Source organism: Nocardiopsis sp. NPDC049922, assembly GCF_040660275.1.
Lineage (GTDB): Bacteria > Actinomycetota > Actinomycetes > Streptosporangiales > Streptosporangiaceae > Nocardiopsis.
On the sequence record NZ_JBFAME010000002.1, the window covers coordinates 396,284 to 411,101 of the forward strand.

General features: G+C 71.9%; 11 protein-coding genes. 5 read left to right on the forward strand and 6 right to left on the reverse strand.

What is annotated here, in order from left to right; translation table 11 throughout:
• Nucleotides 1–14: 14 nt before the first annotated feature.
• Nucleotides 15–1,223: an amidohydrolase family protein gene (locus tag AB0I72_RS06000; RefSeq protein ID WP_358563484.1), complete on the reverse strand. Its 1,209-nt coding sequence runs from the start codon at nucleotides 1,221–1,223 to the stop codon at nucleotides 15–17.
• A 377-nt stretch (nucleotides 1,224–1,600) separates the two neighbouring features.
• The gene (gene hflX / locus AB0I72_RS06005) at nucleotides 1,601–3,124 is read right to left on the reverse strand and encodes a GTPase HflX (RefSeq protein WP_358563486.1); all 1,524 of its coding nucleotides are present in this window, start codon (nucleotides 3,122–3,124) and stop codon (nucleotides 1,601–1,603) included.
• A gap of 338 nt (nucleotides 3,125–3,462) precedes the next feature.
• Here hflX and aceB point away from each other — a divergent pair, with 338 nt between their 5' ends.
• The 3 genes from aceB to AB0I72_RS06020 all read left to right on the forward strand — a co-directional run bounded on the left by aceB (nucleotide 3,463) and on the right by AB0I72_RS06020 (nucleotide 7,924).
• The gene (aceB, locus tag AB0I72_RS06010) at nucleotides 3,463–5,067 is read left to right on the forward strand and encodes a malate synthase A (protein WP_358563488.1); all 1,605 of its coding nucleotides are present in this window, start codon (nucleotides 3,463–3,465) and stop codon (nucleotides 5,065–5,067) included.
• A gap of 117 nt (nucleotides 5,068–5,184) precedes the next feature.
• Nucleotides 5,185–6,648, forward strand: a complete 1,464-nt coding sequence (locus AB0I72_RS06015; protein WP_358563490.1) for an FAD-linked oxidase C-terminal domain-containing protein — start codon at nucleotides 5,185–5,187, stop codon at nucleotides 6,646–6,648.
• Between the two features lie 64 nt (nucleotides 6,649–6,712).
• Nucleotides 6,713–7,924, forward strand: a complete 1,212-nt coding sequence (locus AB0I72_RS06020; protein WP_358563766.1) for an FAD-binding oxidoreductase — start codon at nucleotides 6,713–6,715, stop codon at nucleotides 7,922–7,924.
• Between the two features lie 21 nt (nucleotides 7,925–7,945).
• Here the strand turns inward: AB0I72_RS06020 and dapF are convergent, their stop codons facing one another.
• The 4 genes from dapF to AB0I72_RS06040 form a co-directional block, all read right to left on the reverse strand.
• Nucleotides 7,946–8,770: a diaminopimelate epimerase gene (gene dapF, locus AB0I72_RS06025; protein WP_358563492.1), complete on the reverse strand. Its 825-nt coding sequence runs from the start codon at nucleotides 8,768–8,770 to the stop codon at nucleotides 7,946–7,948.
• A gap of 78 nt (nucleotides 8,771–8,848) precedes the next feature.
• Nucleotides 8,849–9,850 carry an enediyne biosynthesis protein UnbU gene (locus AB0I72_RS06030; RefSeq protein WP_358563494.1) on the reverse strand — a complete coding sequence of 334 codons (1,002 nt, stop codon included), beginning with the start codon at nucleotides 9,848–9,850 and terminating at the stop codon, nucleotides 8,849–8,851.
• Entirely contained in the window at nucleotides 9,847–11,748 is a 1,902-nt protein-coding gene (locus AB0I72_RS06035; RefSeq protein WP_358563496.1) for a VCBS repeat-containing protein, read from the reverse strand. The genes AB0I72_RS06030 and AB0I72_RS06035 overlap by 4 nt, the downstream gene beginning before the upstream one ends.
• A 76-nt stretch (nucleotides 11,749–11,824) precedes the next feature.
• Nucleotides 11,825–13,201: an FAD-dependent oxidoreductase gene (locus tag AB0I72_RS06040; RefSeq protein ID WP_358563497.1), complete on the reverse strand. Its 1,377-nt coding sequence runs from the start codon at nucleotides 13,199–13,201 to the stop codon at nucleotides 11,825–11,827.
• A gap of 232 nt (nucleotides 13,202–13,433) precedes the next feature.
• Here AB0I72_RS06040 and AB0I72_RS06045 point away from each other — a divergent pair, with 232 nt between their 5' ends.
• The gene (locus tag AB0I72_RS06045; RefSeq protein ID WP_358563498.1) at nucleotides 13,434–13,940 is read left to right on the forward strand and encodes an SgcJ/EcaC family oxidoreductase; all 507 of its coding nucleotides are present in this window, start codon (nucleotides 13,434–13,436) and stop codon (nucleotides 13,938–13,940) included.
• 55 nt (nucleotides 13,941–13,995) lie between these two features.
• Nucleotides 13,996–14,808: an SAM-dependent methyltransferase gene (locus AB0I72_RS06050; protein WP_358563499.1), complete on the forward strand. Its 813-nt coding sequence runs from the start codon at nucleotides 13,996–13,998 to the stop codon at nucleotides 14,806–14,808.
• The last annotated feature ends 10 nt before the right edge of the window (nucleotides 14,809–14,818 follow it).

Genomic DNA, 14,818 nt, shown 5'->3' on the forward strand with positions numbered 1-14,818 from the left:
AGGCCGACCGCGCCCTAGTTGATCGCCCGCCCGCCATGCCACACCCGCAGCGCGTTCAGGCCCATGGACCACGCGAACGCGCCCTCGTGGTCGGCGTCCCACTGGACGAGGTCCGCCACGCTGCCGGGGGTGAGCGCGCCCCGGTCGGCGAGGCCGAGCGCCCGGGCCCCGCCGGTGGTGGCGGCGTTGAGCGCCTCCTGGACGGTCATCTCGAACATGGAGATCGCCAGCGAGATGATCAGCGGCATCGACGTGGCCCCGGACTGGCCCGGGTTGTGGTCGGTCCCCAGTCCGACCGGCACCCCGTGATCCAGCAGTGTGCGCACCGGCGGCGTCCGCCGCTCGTGCAGCGACGTGGTGGGGCAGGCCACCACCGGTGTCCGCGTGGCGGCCAGCGCCAGGATGTCCTCCTGGTCGGTCTCGTGCAGCAGGTCCACCGAGGAACACCCCAGCTCGGCGGCCATCCGCACGGCCCCGTGCCGCGGGCGCGAGCAGGCGTGCAGGGTCGTGCGCAGCCCCACCGACTGGCCCACGCTCAGCAGCATGTGCGCGTCGTCGGTGGTGAACTGCTGGTTGTCGCAGTACACGTCCACCCCGTCGGCCCCGGCCATCGCGGCGTCGCTCAGCCACGACGCGGCGGTGCTCACGTACTCCTTGGGGCGGCCGAAGAACTCGGGCGGCACCCCGTGCGCGGGGAAGAACGTCACGTGCAGGCGCGGCATCCCGGGCTCCTCCTCCAGGGCCCGCAGCAGGCGCACGTCGGCGAGTTCCCCGTCCCTGGTCAGGTGGTACCCGGTCTTGGCCTCCACCGTGGTGGTACCCGTGAGCACCCAGTGGCGCAGGCGCTCGCGGACCGCGTTGCACAGCGTCCAGGGGTCGGTCCCACGGGTGATCGTCACCGTGGTCGACACTCCCCCGCCGGCCGCGAAGATGTCCCCCTTGGACGCGCCCTTGGCCCACATGTTGACCTCGGCGTACCGGTCGCCCGCGTACACGGGGTGGCAGTGGGCGTCGACCAGTCCCGGCGTGACGAGGCCGCCGCCGATGTTGACGACCTCGTCGACGTCGGTGAGGTCGTCGAACACGCCCGGGATGCGTTGCGGCAGGTCGGCGGCGGGGCCGGCCCAGGCCACGCGGTCACCGTTGAGCAGCAGCGCGGCCTTGGTGAACAGCTCGTTCCCGGTCCACAGCCGACCGATGTTGGTGAGGAGTACCAGCGTCATGGGTTCGTGTCCGCCGGTCAGATCCGCCGATGACGGCTGGCGACACGGTCGTGGGGTGCACGGGCGGACATAGCGACCTCGTATCTGGAGCGATCCGACTGAGCCGGGGCGGCGGCGAGGCCGCCGGGGGCCGTGTCAGCGGTTGGGGGCGTCGCCTGTCGGAGGGGACAGCGGCCGCTGACGGCCGGTGCTCCAAAACCGTAGTCCATTCTCCGACCCCCTGTACACCTCCCCTGCGGGACGAATGCGAGCGTTTGCCGCCAATACTCGCGAGTCGTCTCGCGTGACGAACACCACGCACACACGAAGCGGCCGGGGCACCCCGCGGGGTGCCCCGGCCGCTCGGCGTCGTTCCAGGTGAACGGAGCCCCCGACCGTCAGGCCGTGCTGGGCGCGAACTCCCCCAGCTTGGCGGCGAGCAGTTCGGGGACGAACGCGTGCAGCCGCGTGCCCTCCCCGGTGTGCTCCTCGCTGAGGACCCGCCCCTCCTCGTAGGCCTTGGCGACCAGGTCCCCGCGCGAGTACGGCACCAGCGCGCGCACCTCGTGCGCCAGCTCGGGCAGCGCGTCGGCGACCGCCGCGACGAGGTCGGACACGCCCTCACCGGTGCGCGCGGAGACCTCGACGACGTCGGGGTAGCGGCTGCGCAGCACCTTGAGCGTGTCGGGGGCGGCCGCGTCGACCTTGTTGACCACGATGAGTTCGGGCACGTCGGTCGCGTCGATCTCGGCGAAGACCTCGTGGACCGCCCTGATCTGTTCCTCGGGGTCCGGGTGGGATCCGTCGACCACGTGCAGGATCAGGTCGGAGTCGGCGACCTCCTCCAGGGTGGAGCGGAACGCCTCCACCAGCTGGTGCGGAAGGTGCCGGACGAATCCGACCGTGTCGCTCAGGGTGAAGCCGCGGCCGTCGGGCGTGCGTGCCTGGCGGACGGTCGGGTCCAGGGTGGCGAACAGGGCGTTCTCCACCAGCACCCCGGCGCCGGTCAGCCGGTTGAGCAGGCTCGACTTGCCCGCGTTGGTGTAGCCGGCGATGGCCACCGACGGGACCTCGCGGGTCCGGCGCACGTCGCGCTTGACGTCACGGGCGGTGCGCATGTGGGCGAGCTGCCTGCGCAGCTTGGCCATCCGGTCGTTGATGCGCCGGCGGTCGGTCTCGATCTTGGTCTCACCGGGACCGCGCAGGCCCACGCCGCCGCCGGAACCGCCGCCGGAGCCGCCGGCCTGCCGGGACAGGGAGTCACCCCAACCGCGCAGTCGCGGAAGCAGGTAGTTGAGCTGGGCGAGTTCGACCTGGGCCTTGCCCTCGCTGCTGCGCGCGTGCTGGGCGAAGATGTCCAGGATGAGCGCGGTGCGGTCGATCACCTTGACCTTGACCACGTCCTCCAGCTGGCGGAGCTGGCCGGGGGTGAGCTCTCCGTCGCAGATGACGGTGTCGGCCCCGGTGGCCTCGACGATGTCGCGCAGCTCGACGGCCTTGCCCTTGCCGATGTAGGTGGCGGGGTCCGGCTTGGGGCGGCGCTGGGTCACACCCTCCAGCACGAGCGCCCCGGCGGTCTCGGCCAGGGCCGCGAGTTCGGTGAGCGAGTTGTCCGCCTCGGTCTGCGTGCCGCTGGTCCACACGCCGATGAGCACGACGCGCTCCAGGCGCAGGGTCCGGTACTCGACCTCGGTGATGTCGGTGAGCTCGGTGGACAGCCCCTGGACGCGGCGCAGCGCGTGCCGCTCGGCGAGTTCCATCTCGCCCCGCTCGGGGGTGTCGCGTGACGCGGTGCCACGGCCGCCGCCGGTCTCGTCGCCGCGGTCGTCCGCGTCCCCGGTGGCGATCGCCTCGCGGAACTCGTCCTCGCCGGGGGTCGTGGGCCCGGTCGGGGCGGCTCCGCGGATGTCAGAAGTATTCATATCCCTCCAGGTGGGTCAACGTCCTGGCCGCCGCGGATCTTCCCGGTCGGGCGTGCGCCGGTGGCCGTGGGTCGATGGTCCCACCTCGGCCGTGTCCAGGCACGTGATTATCCCAGGCATCCCCAGAAACTCTCGAGATCGAGAGGGTGAGATGCAGCCACCGCATCGGATGAGATACTGAAGAAACGCGCAACTTCCCGGAAGAAGTTTCGCAAACCTTCACATCAGCGAAAGTTCACCCGGCATGCAACACGCACCGCGCGTTGACCGCTCGACATCAAGAGAGTAGCTTCTTTTCCACATACCAGAAGCTTGTTTCGTATTGCGGAAGGTTATCCATGGGCGCCACGCACGGGGTCGAGATCACGGGCCCCCTCCACGACCGTTTCGACGAGATCCTCACCGACGAGGCCCTCGACCTCGTCGCCGAGCTGCACCGCACCTTCGAGGGACGCCGCCAGGAGCTCCTCGCCGCGCGCAGGACGCGCCAGGAGCAGATCTCGGCCGGAACGGACCTCGACTTCCTCCCGGAGACCAAGCACATCCGCGAGGACGACAGCTGGAAGGTCGCCGACCCCGCCCCCGGCATCACCGACCGCCGGGTCGAGATCACCGGCCCCACCGACCGCAAGATGACCATCAACGCGCTCAACTCCGGCGCGAAGGTCTGGCTGGCCGACTTCGAGGACGCCAACACCCCCCTGTGGGAGAACATGATCGGCGGGCAGCTCAACCTGCGCGACGCCCTCGACCGCCAGATCGACTTCACCTCCCCCCAGGGCAAGAGCTACGCGCTCAAGGAGGACTCCGAGCTCGCCACGATCGTCGTGCGCCCGCGCGGCTGGCACCTGGACGAGAAGCACGTCCTCGTCGACGGCCAGCGCACCAGCGGCGGCATCGTCGACTTCGCCCTCTACTTCTTCCACTGCGCCCAGCGCCAGCTGGACAAGGGCAAGGGCCCGTACTTCTACCTGCCCAAGATGCAGAGCCACCTCGAGGCCCGCCTCTGGAACGACATCTTCGTCCTCGCCCAGGAGCGCCTCGGCATCCCCCGCGGCACCATCCGCGCCACCTGCCTCATCGAGACCATCCCCGCCGCGTTCGAGATGGAGGAGATCCTCTACGAGCTGCGCGAGCACTCCGCCGGTCTCAACGCGGGCCGCTGGGACTACCTCTTCAGCATCATCAAGACGCACCGCACCCGCGGCCGCGGCTTCCTGCTGCCCGAGCGCAACGCCGTCACCATGACCGCGCCGTTCATGCGCGCCTACACCGAGCTGCTGGTCAAGACCTGCCACAAGCGCGGCGCGCACGCCATCGGCGGCATGGCGGCCTTCATCCCGTCCCGCAAGGACGCCGAGGTGAACAAGGTCGCCTTCGCCAAGGTCCGCGACGACAAGTCCCGCGAGTCCGGCGACGGCTTCGACGGCTCCTGGGTCGCCCACCCCGACCTGGTCCCGGTCGCCAAGGAGATCTTCGACGGCGTCCTGGGCGAGCGCCCCAACCAGATCGACAAGCAGCGCCCCGAGGTCGAGGTCTCGGCCGCCGACCTGCTCGCCGTCGACAAGACCGAGGGCGGCGTCACGCTCACCGGTCTGCGCAACAACATCAACGTCGCCCTCCAGTACCTGGCGACCTGGATGGGCGGCAACGGCGCGGTGGCCATCCACAACCTCATGGAGGACGCCGCGACCGCCGAGATCTCCCGCTCCCAGATCTGGCAGTGGCTGCACAACGACGTCACCCTCGACGACGGCCCCAAGGTCACCGCCGAGCTCGTCACGCGGATCATCGACGAGGAGCTCACCACGATCCGCGGCGCCCTCGGCGACGCCTTCGACGAGGCCCTCTACCAGCAGGCCAGCGAGCTGTTCGCCGAGGTCGCCCTCGCCGACGACTACGTCGACTTCCTCACCCTGCCCGCCTACGAGCGCATGCCGTAACCACACGCGCGGCCCTCTCCCCAACGGGGTCGACACCCCACGGCACCCCTTGCCCCGGCGAGGGGTGCCGTCATACGTTGCGATCGACACGCTGCGACGACGGCACCGGGGGCACCCATGTCCGAGGCCCTGACCGCCCTCATCCCACGGCTCCGCGACATCTGCGGACCCGACGGGGTCCTCACCGACGCCCGGGAGCGCCGGGCCTACGACCACGACGGCCTCACCCACCGCCGGTCGCTGCCCGGCGTGGTCGTCCTGCCGACCACCACCGCGCAGGTCGCCGCGGTCATCCGCCTGTGCGCCGAGACCGGCGTCCCGTTCGTCCCCCGCGGCGCCGGGACCGGCCTGAGCGGCGGCGCCCTCCCGCACCGCGAGGGCGTCCTGCTCACCACCGCCCGGATGCGCCGCGTCGTGGAGATCGACATCCCCAACGAGTGCGCCGTCGTCGAACCCGGCGTCCCCAACCTCGACATCACCACCCTGGCCACGCCGCACGGCTACTACTACGCCCCCGACCCCTCCAGCCAGGCGGTGTGCTCGGTCGGCGGCAACGTCGCCGAGAACTCCGGCGGCGCGCACTGCCTCAAGTACGGGTTCACCGCCACCCACGTGCGCGGACTGGAGCTGGTCACCCCCGAGGGCGAGGTGGTGCGCCTGGGCGGCAAGGCCCCCGACGGCCCCGGCTACGACCTGGTCCGCGCGGTCATCGGCTCCGAGGGCACCCTCGGCGTCGTCACCGAGGTCACCGTCGGACTGACCCGGCTGCCCGAGCGCACGGTGACCCTGCTCGCGGCCTTCGACTCCCTGGACGCGGGCGGCGCGGCGGTCAGCGCGATCGTCTCCTCCGGCGTGCTGCCCTCGGCCGTCGAGATGATGGACGCCCTGTCCATCGAGGCGGTCAAGGCCTTCGTCGACTGCGACTACCCCGCCGACGCGGCCGCCGTGCTCATCGTCGAACTCGACGGGCCCGCGGCGGACTTGGACGCGCACCTGGCCGAGGTGGTGGGGCTGTGCACGGCCCATGGCGCCCGCCAGACCCGCACGGCCGGCGGCGACGACGAACGGGCGCGGATCTGGGCCGGTCGCAAGGCGGCCTTCGACGCGGTGGGCCGGATGAGCCCCGCCTACATCGTGCAGGACGGCGTCGTCCCCCGAACCGCCCTGCCCGACGTGCTGCGCCGCATCGCCGCGCTGTCGGCGGAGTCCGGAATCCGCGTGGCCAACGTCTTCCACGCCGGGGACGGCAACCTGCACCCCCTGGTGATGTTCGACGACGCCGACCCCGACGGCTACCGCCGCGCCGAGGAGGTGTCCGCGGCGATCCTGGACCTGTGCGTGGAGTACGGCGGTTCGATCACCGGCGAGCACGGCGTGGGCACCGACAAGGCGTGCTCGATGCCCCGCATGTACTCCCCCGACGACCTCGACACCTTCGACCGGTTCCGCCGGGCCTTCGACCCGCACGGGATCGCCAACCCGGACAAGCTCCTGCCCACCCCGCGCCTGTGCGGTGAGCGGCCCGGGGTGCGCAAGGGCGTGCACCCGCTGGTGGAGTCGGGCCGGGCGACACAGTTCTGATCCGCCGATCCGAAGGAGCCACGTGCGGCCTGCCCGACCGACACCCGACGCCGTCGAACCGTCCGTGCTCGACGACCTGGCCGGTGCCGAACCGCGCCCCGGCACGCCCGACGACGCCGTCGGCGGTGTGGTTCCCGCCCTGGTGGTACGCCCTCCGGACGAGGCCGCCGCGGCCCGGGTCATGGCCGTGGCGGCCCGGCACGGTCTGAGCGCGGTGTTCCGGGGCGGCGGCACCGCCCTGGACTGGGGCGGCCCGCCACGCTCGGCGGACCTGCTCGTGGACACCGCCGCCCTGACCGGGATCGAGCACACCGCCGACGACCTGGTGGTCACGGTGGGCGCGGGGACGCCCGTGGCGGAGCTGACGGACGTGCTGGCGGCGGCCGGTCAGCGGCTGTCCGCCGACCCCGTCCGCGCGGGCGGCACGGTCGGCGGGATGGTCGCCACCGGCGTGTGCGGGCCGCGCCGCCTGCTGTTCGGCGCGCTGCGGGACCTGGTGATCGGCATGACCGTGGTCCGCGCGGACGGCGTGGTGACCCGCACCGGCGGCCGGGTGGTGAAGAACGTGGCCGGGTACGACCTGGCCAAACTGCACACCGGTGGGCTGGGAACCCTGGGCCTGATCACGTCGGTGACCTTCCGGCTGCACCCGGCTCCGCCCGCCCTGCGGGTGGTGACCGCCGCCGTCTCCTCCCGGGCCCACGGTGAGCGCATGGCGGCGGCGCTGCGCGCGCGACCGGTGGCGCCCTCGGCGGTGGCCCTGGACTGGCCGTCGGAGGGCGGCGCCCGCCTGCACGTGGTCCTGGAGGGAATGGCCGAGGGGATGGGCGCGCGGGTCGACGGGGTGCGCGCCGCCCTGGGCGGCGACACGGTCGTCTCGGAACGGCTCCCCGAGGGGTGGGGGCTGGTCCCCGCGCGGGGGACGCTCGGCTTCGTGGCGTGTCCCCCCGCCGACTCGGTCGCGGCGGCGGCGTGGATCGGCGAACTCGTCCGGGCCGCCGACGCGGACGTGCTCGTGCGGGGCTCGGTCCCCAGCGGCGCGCTGTACGCCGCGTTCCCGCCGGGGACCGGCACAGCCGTGATCGCGGGGGTCGCCGAGGCCGTGCGCTCCCGCCCGGGCTGGTCGCTGACGCTGACACGCGCCGAGCCCCACGTGCGCGAGGCCGGTGTGGACCCGTGGGGCGAGGTCCCCGGGATCGCGCTGATGCGCTCGGTCAAGGACGCGCTGGACCCCGAGCACCGGCTGGCTCCCGGGCGCTTCGTCGGAGGGATCTGACACCGGCCGATCGCGGCGCGGTCACACCAGGGAGGTCTCTCCCTCGGCCACGATGACGGCCGCGCCGCTCAGGCGCGCGCCGCCGGCGTCCAGGAACACGACGCACTCGCCGCCGGGAACGCGCACGGTCCACGTGGCGCCCTCCCCGGTGGGGGTCGCGGCGGCCGCCGCGGCGACGATCCCCGTCCCGCACGAGCGGGTCTCCCCCGAGCCGCGCTCGTACACGCGCATCTCCAGGACCCCCGGCGCGACCTCGGCGTACACCTCCACGTTGGCGCCCTGCGGGAAGGCCTCCCCGTCCAGCTCGGGCGCCCGGGTGAGGTCGACCTCGGCCACCGGCCCCTCGACCTCGCAGGCCAGGTGGGGGTTGCCGACGGAGATCTGCGCGCCGTGCACGACCTGACGCGCGAGCTTGGCCGAGGAGGCGCCCTGCATCTCCACCCGGCCCATGTCGACGGTGACGTCACCGCTGGCCTCGATCCGGACCTCCTTGGCCCCGTCGCGGGTGCCCACCTCGAAGCGGTCCCGGTCGACCAGTCCGGCGTGCAGCAGGTAGCGCGCGAACACCCGAACCCCGTTGCCGCACATCTCCGCGACGGTTCCGTCCGCGTTGCGGTAGTCCATGAACCACTCGGCCCGCTCGGCGGTTCGGGCCGCCGGGGCCAGGGTCTCGCCGAGGGCACGGGTGCGGACCACGCGCAGGACCCCGTCCCCGCCGATCCCCGCCCGGCGGTCGCACAGCAGACGGACGGTCCCCTCCGTGAGGTCGAGCTCCCCGTCCGGGTCGGGGAGGATCACGAAGTCGTTCTCTGTTCCGTGGCCCTTGGCGAATCGCATGCGGCCCATCCTAGAGCCCATGACGTCGGGGCCGTCCGGCCTCGGATCCCTCCCGAGGCCGGACGGCCCCTGTTCGTCCCGGCCCGTCTAGGCGGGAGCGCCGCCACCGGCGCGTTCTCCCCCGGGCACCGGAGTGTTCGATCGGGAGAACCAGGGGGCGGCCAACAGGACCGCTCCGCGCAGGAGGCAGGTGATGATGAGCGCGAAGAAGAGCCCGAAGACGACGTGGAAACTGACCAGGACGCCGTACACCAGGGCCGTGGTCAGGCCGAAGACCATCTGGTTGCGCGGCCGGTTCGGCGTCGTCCCGGGGTCGGTGATCATGTAGTTGGTGAACAGGATGAAGGCCACCCCGGTCAGCGGCGCCAGCGCCGCCACCAGCATGTGGTCGAGGATCAGCCACCGCAGCACGGCCTGGAGGACGAAGCCGCCCACCCAGCCGAGGATCAGCGGCCACCGCTTGGTGAGGTTGACGTTGAGCATGGTCCCGGCCATGAGGATGCCGAGCGGGATCAGCCAGTCCACGGTGCCGAAGGTGTCGTTCGTGAAGTGGTACGGGGGGGCGATCCCCACCCACGGGAAGAGCAGCAGCGTCACCGCGATCCCGAGGTTGGAGGGGTTGAGGAAGTGCCGCTTGCGCCCGCCGACCGGGATACGCAGGAGGTACTTGCTGCTCACCGCGATGGACACGGCGAACAGGTACGGCCACAGCGACGTGTTGCCCCACAGGAGCATCGCGCAGGCCAGACCGGCGATGTGGGTCGGCAGCAGGTAGTCGACCGCCTTGCCGAATCCGCCGGCGTACCCGGGCGCCCGGTTCGCCGCGCGCGCGTCCAACGTCTCCAGGAGGAGGTCGAGGGCGTAGCCGAACAGGAGGGCGACGATGGGCGTCACGGGCGACTGCTCGAAGCCCAGGAACAGGTGCCCCACGATGTTGAACACGGTGATGGAGACGGCGAACATGCGCAGCGCCTTCAGGCGCCTGTCCACCGGCGGTCTCGTGGTCGGTGCGGAGGGGGTGGCGGGCGGCTCGGTCGGCGCCTCCGCGGCACCGGCGGCCGGACCGCCGTCGGATCGGGTGACAGTCATCGGACAACCGCCGTTCCGTCGTCGTTGAGGAGGATCGTGTGGGTACCCGGCTCGACCACGAGGTCGGCGGTGTGGGTGCCGCCGTCACCGTCCCGCCAGGAGACGGTGACCGGGAGGTCGCCCTCCGGGGCCGCCAGGTGGACGATGGAGTCGGAGGCCCCCACGTGGCCGTTGGCCGGGAAGAGCTGGCGGATCTGCGGGGGGTGGCCCTCGTCGTCCGCCACGACCGAGGCGCCGATCGCCGGGGTGGGCGCGCCGTCGACCGCCCCCGGCCGCATCAGGCGGAGCACGGCGCCGGGCGCGGCGTCGGGCGCGGTGTTGAGCAGCAGGCGCGAGTCCTGCCACTGGTTGGCGACCACGGCGTCCAGGAGTCCGTCTCCGTTGACGTCGCCGAAGGAGAAGGCGCGGGTGACGTCTTCCTCGGCGATCCCCAGGGGCTCGGCCAGGTCGTCGTAGCGACCGTCCTCACCGCGCACCCAGAAGGGGTTGGACTCGTGCCCGGACAGGTCGTCGCCCTCGGCGAAGGTGGGCCAGACCCAGGGGTACCTGAGCAGCTGGTCGTTGCCCATGGCGATCTCCTGGAGCTCCGGCCAGCGGGTGTTCTCCCCCTGGAGGAAGCCCGTCGCCTGGAACAGCTCGTCGGTGCCGTCGTTGTCGAAGTCGCCCGCCTTGACGTCCCAGGACCAGCCGCTGCGCGCCAGGCCCAGTTCCTCGCTGGTCTCGTCGAAGGGCACGGACCCCTCCAGGAGGTCGGCGCCGTCCCCGTCGGGCACGAAGGCGAAGTTGCTCTCGTGGAGCGCGTAGGGGCTGGTGATGTTGCTGACGACCATCATCGGCAGGTCCTGGCCGTCCACGTAGGTGAACGTGATCCCCATGCCCTTGAACGACCCGTTGCCCAGGACCTGGGACTTGGGGGTGGTCATGTCGCGCTCCCCCTCGACCAGTTCCAGCCGCACGTCACCGGGGGTGGAGGTGTTGACGAGGAGGTTGTCGTTGCCGAAGTCGTTGCCCAGGTAGATGTCGGGCAGACCGTTGCCGGACAGGTCCTGGAAGCCGATCGCCAGTGTCCAGGCGGTCATCACCCGTTCGGGGAGCGCGGTGGTGGCGTCCGTGACGGTCGGCGGGGTGTCGGCCTCGCCCGTCGGCTCGGTGCGCAGGACGCGGTTGCGGCCGGCGTTGGTGGCCAGCCCCATGCTCTGCTGCATCTCCATCCGCGTCTCGTCGTCCGCCTCGGGGTCGAGGACGCGGGCGCCGTCCGGGAAGTAGTTGCCGACCAGGACGTCGAGTCCGCCGTCGCCGTCGATGTCGGCCACGTTCAGGGCGGTCGTGTTCCAGACCTGCATCGGCGCCACGAACTCGTGGGCGGTGAAGTCGGCCGCGGAGGGGGCCGCCCCGGGCTCCGCCGTGTTCAGGAACAGGACGGGTGACCGACCCCAGTAGTAGACGATGAGGTCCTGGTCGCCGTCCTCGTCCATGTCGGCGGGGACACAGCCCATCGGGGCCATGGTGTGGTCGTAGGGCAGGCCGTCGGGCAGGAGCTCGACCACGGGGTAGTCGTCCTGTCCGCTGCCGGGGGCGTTGCGCAGGGTGACGCTGTCGTCGCGCGGGTCGACCAGGCAGGCGTCCGAGGACGTGCCCAGGCCGCGCAGGTCCAGCAGGGCGCCGCCCGCGCCCACCGAGGAGATCCATCCCCGGAAGTGGTCCAGGGCGGGCGCCACGTCCCGCTCGTGTCGGGCGTCGTCGGGTTCGGAGTTCAGGGCGAGTGTCTCGAAGGCGAAGGGCGCGGCCCGTTCCGCCCGTTCCTGCTCACTGGCGGAGGGACGGACGGTGAAGGCGGCGAGGGCGCCCATGAGCGCCAGAGCCACCGCCACCGTCGCGACGCGGTACATCAGCCGCATTCGGTGCTCCAAAGAAGAGGATGTTCGACGTGCACGGGTGTGCGGGCGGAGGGGAACGCCCAGGCCGCCCTTGTGGTCAGGGGATCGGCCCCTGACCGATCCGGGTCGGCTCGGAGTGGGTTCGGTCGCGCCTCGCCCCCCGGCGCAGGACGCGGAGGGCCAGGCTCGGGGTGAGGAGTCTCTCCGGCGGGTCCACGAGGCCGATCACGCGGAGGAAGGCCTCGGAGAGCCGCACGTCGTCGTGCGCGGCGTGGCGGAGACGGTCCAGGTAGGCGTTGACGAAGCGCACCAGGGGCGTGCGCCTCCCCTCGACCTCGGGGAAGGCGAGGTCGCCGCCGGTCGCGATGGACCAGGCCGGATCCAGCGCACGCCGGGTGGCGCGGTAGAACGCCCGCGGCGAGGGGGCGGCGCCGTCGGCGACGTGTTCGCGCAGGACCCGTGCCTGCAGCGCCGCCATCGTCATCCCCTGCCCGTAGACCGGGTTGAACGTGCACGCCGCGTCGCCCACCACGAGCAGCCCGGAGGGCAGGCGGTCCATCGCCTCGTACCTGCGGCGCACACTGGCGGGGAACTTGAAGGTGGCCGCGTCGCCCAGGGGCTCCGCGTCCCTGAGCGCCTCGTACACGTCGGGCACCGGCAGGGACCGGGCGAAGTCCAGGAAGTCCTCCAGGTCTCCGGGCGGCGTGTCCCCCAGCACTCCGGTCAGGGACACGGCGCACAGGTCCCCGCCCAACGTGGTGAGGAAGGCGCCGCGCGGATGGTCGGGAGTGGCGACCGGGTTGACCGACACGTCCGATCCGAAGGGGTCCGACCGCAGGCGGAACCGGCGGGTGGTGTAGCTCAACCCGATCCGGACGGTCTCCTCGGGGACCCGCCCGTACCCCAGCGAGTCCAACCAGACCGGGGTGCGCGAGCCGCGGCCCGACGCGTCGATCACCAGGTCGGCGTCGATCACCTCTTCGGGCCCCCCGGTGCGCGACTGGACGCGGACCCCGGTCACCCGCGCGGCCGCGTCGTCGTGGACCAGGGAGACGATGTCCGTGCCCTGCCGGAACTCGGTGTTCGGCAATTCCGCGACACGTCGGCGCACGTGGTGTTCCAGGATCGCCCGGTCCCCGCCGATGACCACGAGTCCTGTGCGTACCGGCGCCAACCGCCTGCCGTTGAAGTACCAGCGCAGTTGCCCGCCGAGATCCCCCATCGGGACGCCGTTCTCCAGCAGGTCGCGTTTGAGTCCGGGCATGAGGTCCTCGGCCATCAGCTGGCCGTTGGCGAGCAGGCCGTGCACGTGGTGTCCCTGGGGGACGCCACGGCGTGCGGTGTCCGTACCGACCACCTCGTCGCGGTCCACGAGTACGACCCTCGTGTGGACTCGGGCGAGGACGTGCGCGACGAACAGCCCGGCGATACTCGCCCCGAGCACCACCGCCGTCCCCTTCCGGGCTCCGGTCATCGTGCCGGCCTCCTTACGTGTACGTTTCGGCGCATCCGCGGGCATCGGATCGCCCGATGCTCGAATCTCGCACCCATTCCCGGTCAGCCGCGTCTCCGGAATTGCGACCATGGCTCGCCGCGCGCCTTTCCCCGGCCGGCAATCCAGGAGACGCGACGGGTGCGAAAAGGCCGTGACGATGAGCACGCGTCCGGGAATTCGGCCGCGACCCACGTTCACGAGGAGGCTGACCATGCCCCGAGAAACGACGACCCGGAACGGGTCGTCTCCCGGTTCCGGGGAGAGCACGGCCGCGCTGATTCTCGCCGAGGCGGGGGTGGAGGAGGACCCGGAGTACTACAAGGACTTCCCGAGCGACCTGAGCCGTGAGGTGCTCACCGTCCCGCAGCTGATCCAGGCCGCGTGGCTGGCCAACGACGCCGACTTCTTCGCCTCGATCTTCACCCCCGACGGAAGCCTGCTCATCCAGGACGAGGAGCTGCCCGACCGCGAGGCGATCCACGCGTTCATGGCGGCCGGCTTCCGGGGCCCGTTGCGCGGCGCCCACGTCAAGGGATGGCCCCTGGCCATGCGCTTCCTCGCCCCCGACGTCGCCCTCGTGGTCACCCAGGGCGGCATCGTCATGCCCGGTGAGGACGCGGTCGCCCCGGAGCGCGAGATCCGGGCGGTGTGGGTGATCGTGCGTCGATCCGGCCGCTGGCATCTGATGTCCCACCAGAGCAGCCCCATCCGGGGGTGACCCCGGCCGTCCGAACGGCGAGGAATCGCACGCAGCAACAGAGAAAGGACGTCTGATGACCACAGGCAGCATCCCCGAGGACGAGGTCTTCTCCCCCGACCGCCCCTCGCCGGCGCGGATGTACGACTACTTCCTCCACGGGACCGACAACTTCCCCGTCGACCGGGAGGCCGCCGACCGGGTGATCGAACGGCTCGGCGTCACGCTGACCCGATCGGTGGTCTGGGAGAACCGGCACTTCCTGGGCCGGGTCGTCCGCCACCTGGCCGCCGAGCACGGCATTCGACAGTTCATCGACGTCGGGGCCGGACTGCCCAGTGTGGACAACACCCACCAGGCCGCCCACGCCGTGGCCCCCGAGGCGCGTGTCCTGTACGTCGACAACGACCCCGTCGTGGCCGCCCACGGTGAACGGCTCCTGAAGGGCGCCGGGGACCGGGCCCGCACCCTGACCGCCGACCTGCGCGAGCCCGAGTCGATCCTGGAGAGCCCGGTCACCCGGGACCTGATCGACCTCTCCCAGCCGGTGGCGCTGCTCTTCGTGGCGGTCTTCCACTTCATCAAGCCCGAGGAGGACCCCCGAGGCCTCATGGCCCGCTACCGGGAGGGGCTCGCCCCCGGTTCCTTCGCGGCCCTGACCCACCTGTGCACCGACGACTCACCCGACGACGAGCGCCGTCTGATGATGGAGACGTACAAGAACTCCCCGGCTCCCATGGTGTACCGCACCAGCGAGGAGATCGGCTCCCTGATGGACGGGTTCGAGCTGCTCGAACCCGGCCTGGTGCCGCCCGGCCTCTGGCGGCCGGAGCCGGGCCGGGAGGAGTCGACCCGGCGCTTCCTCAGCGCCGTGGGCCGTGTGTCCTGACCCGCCCCTC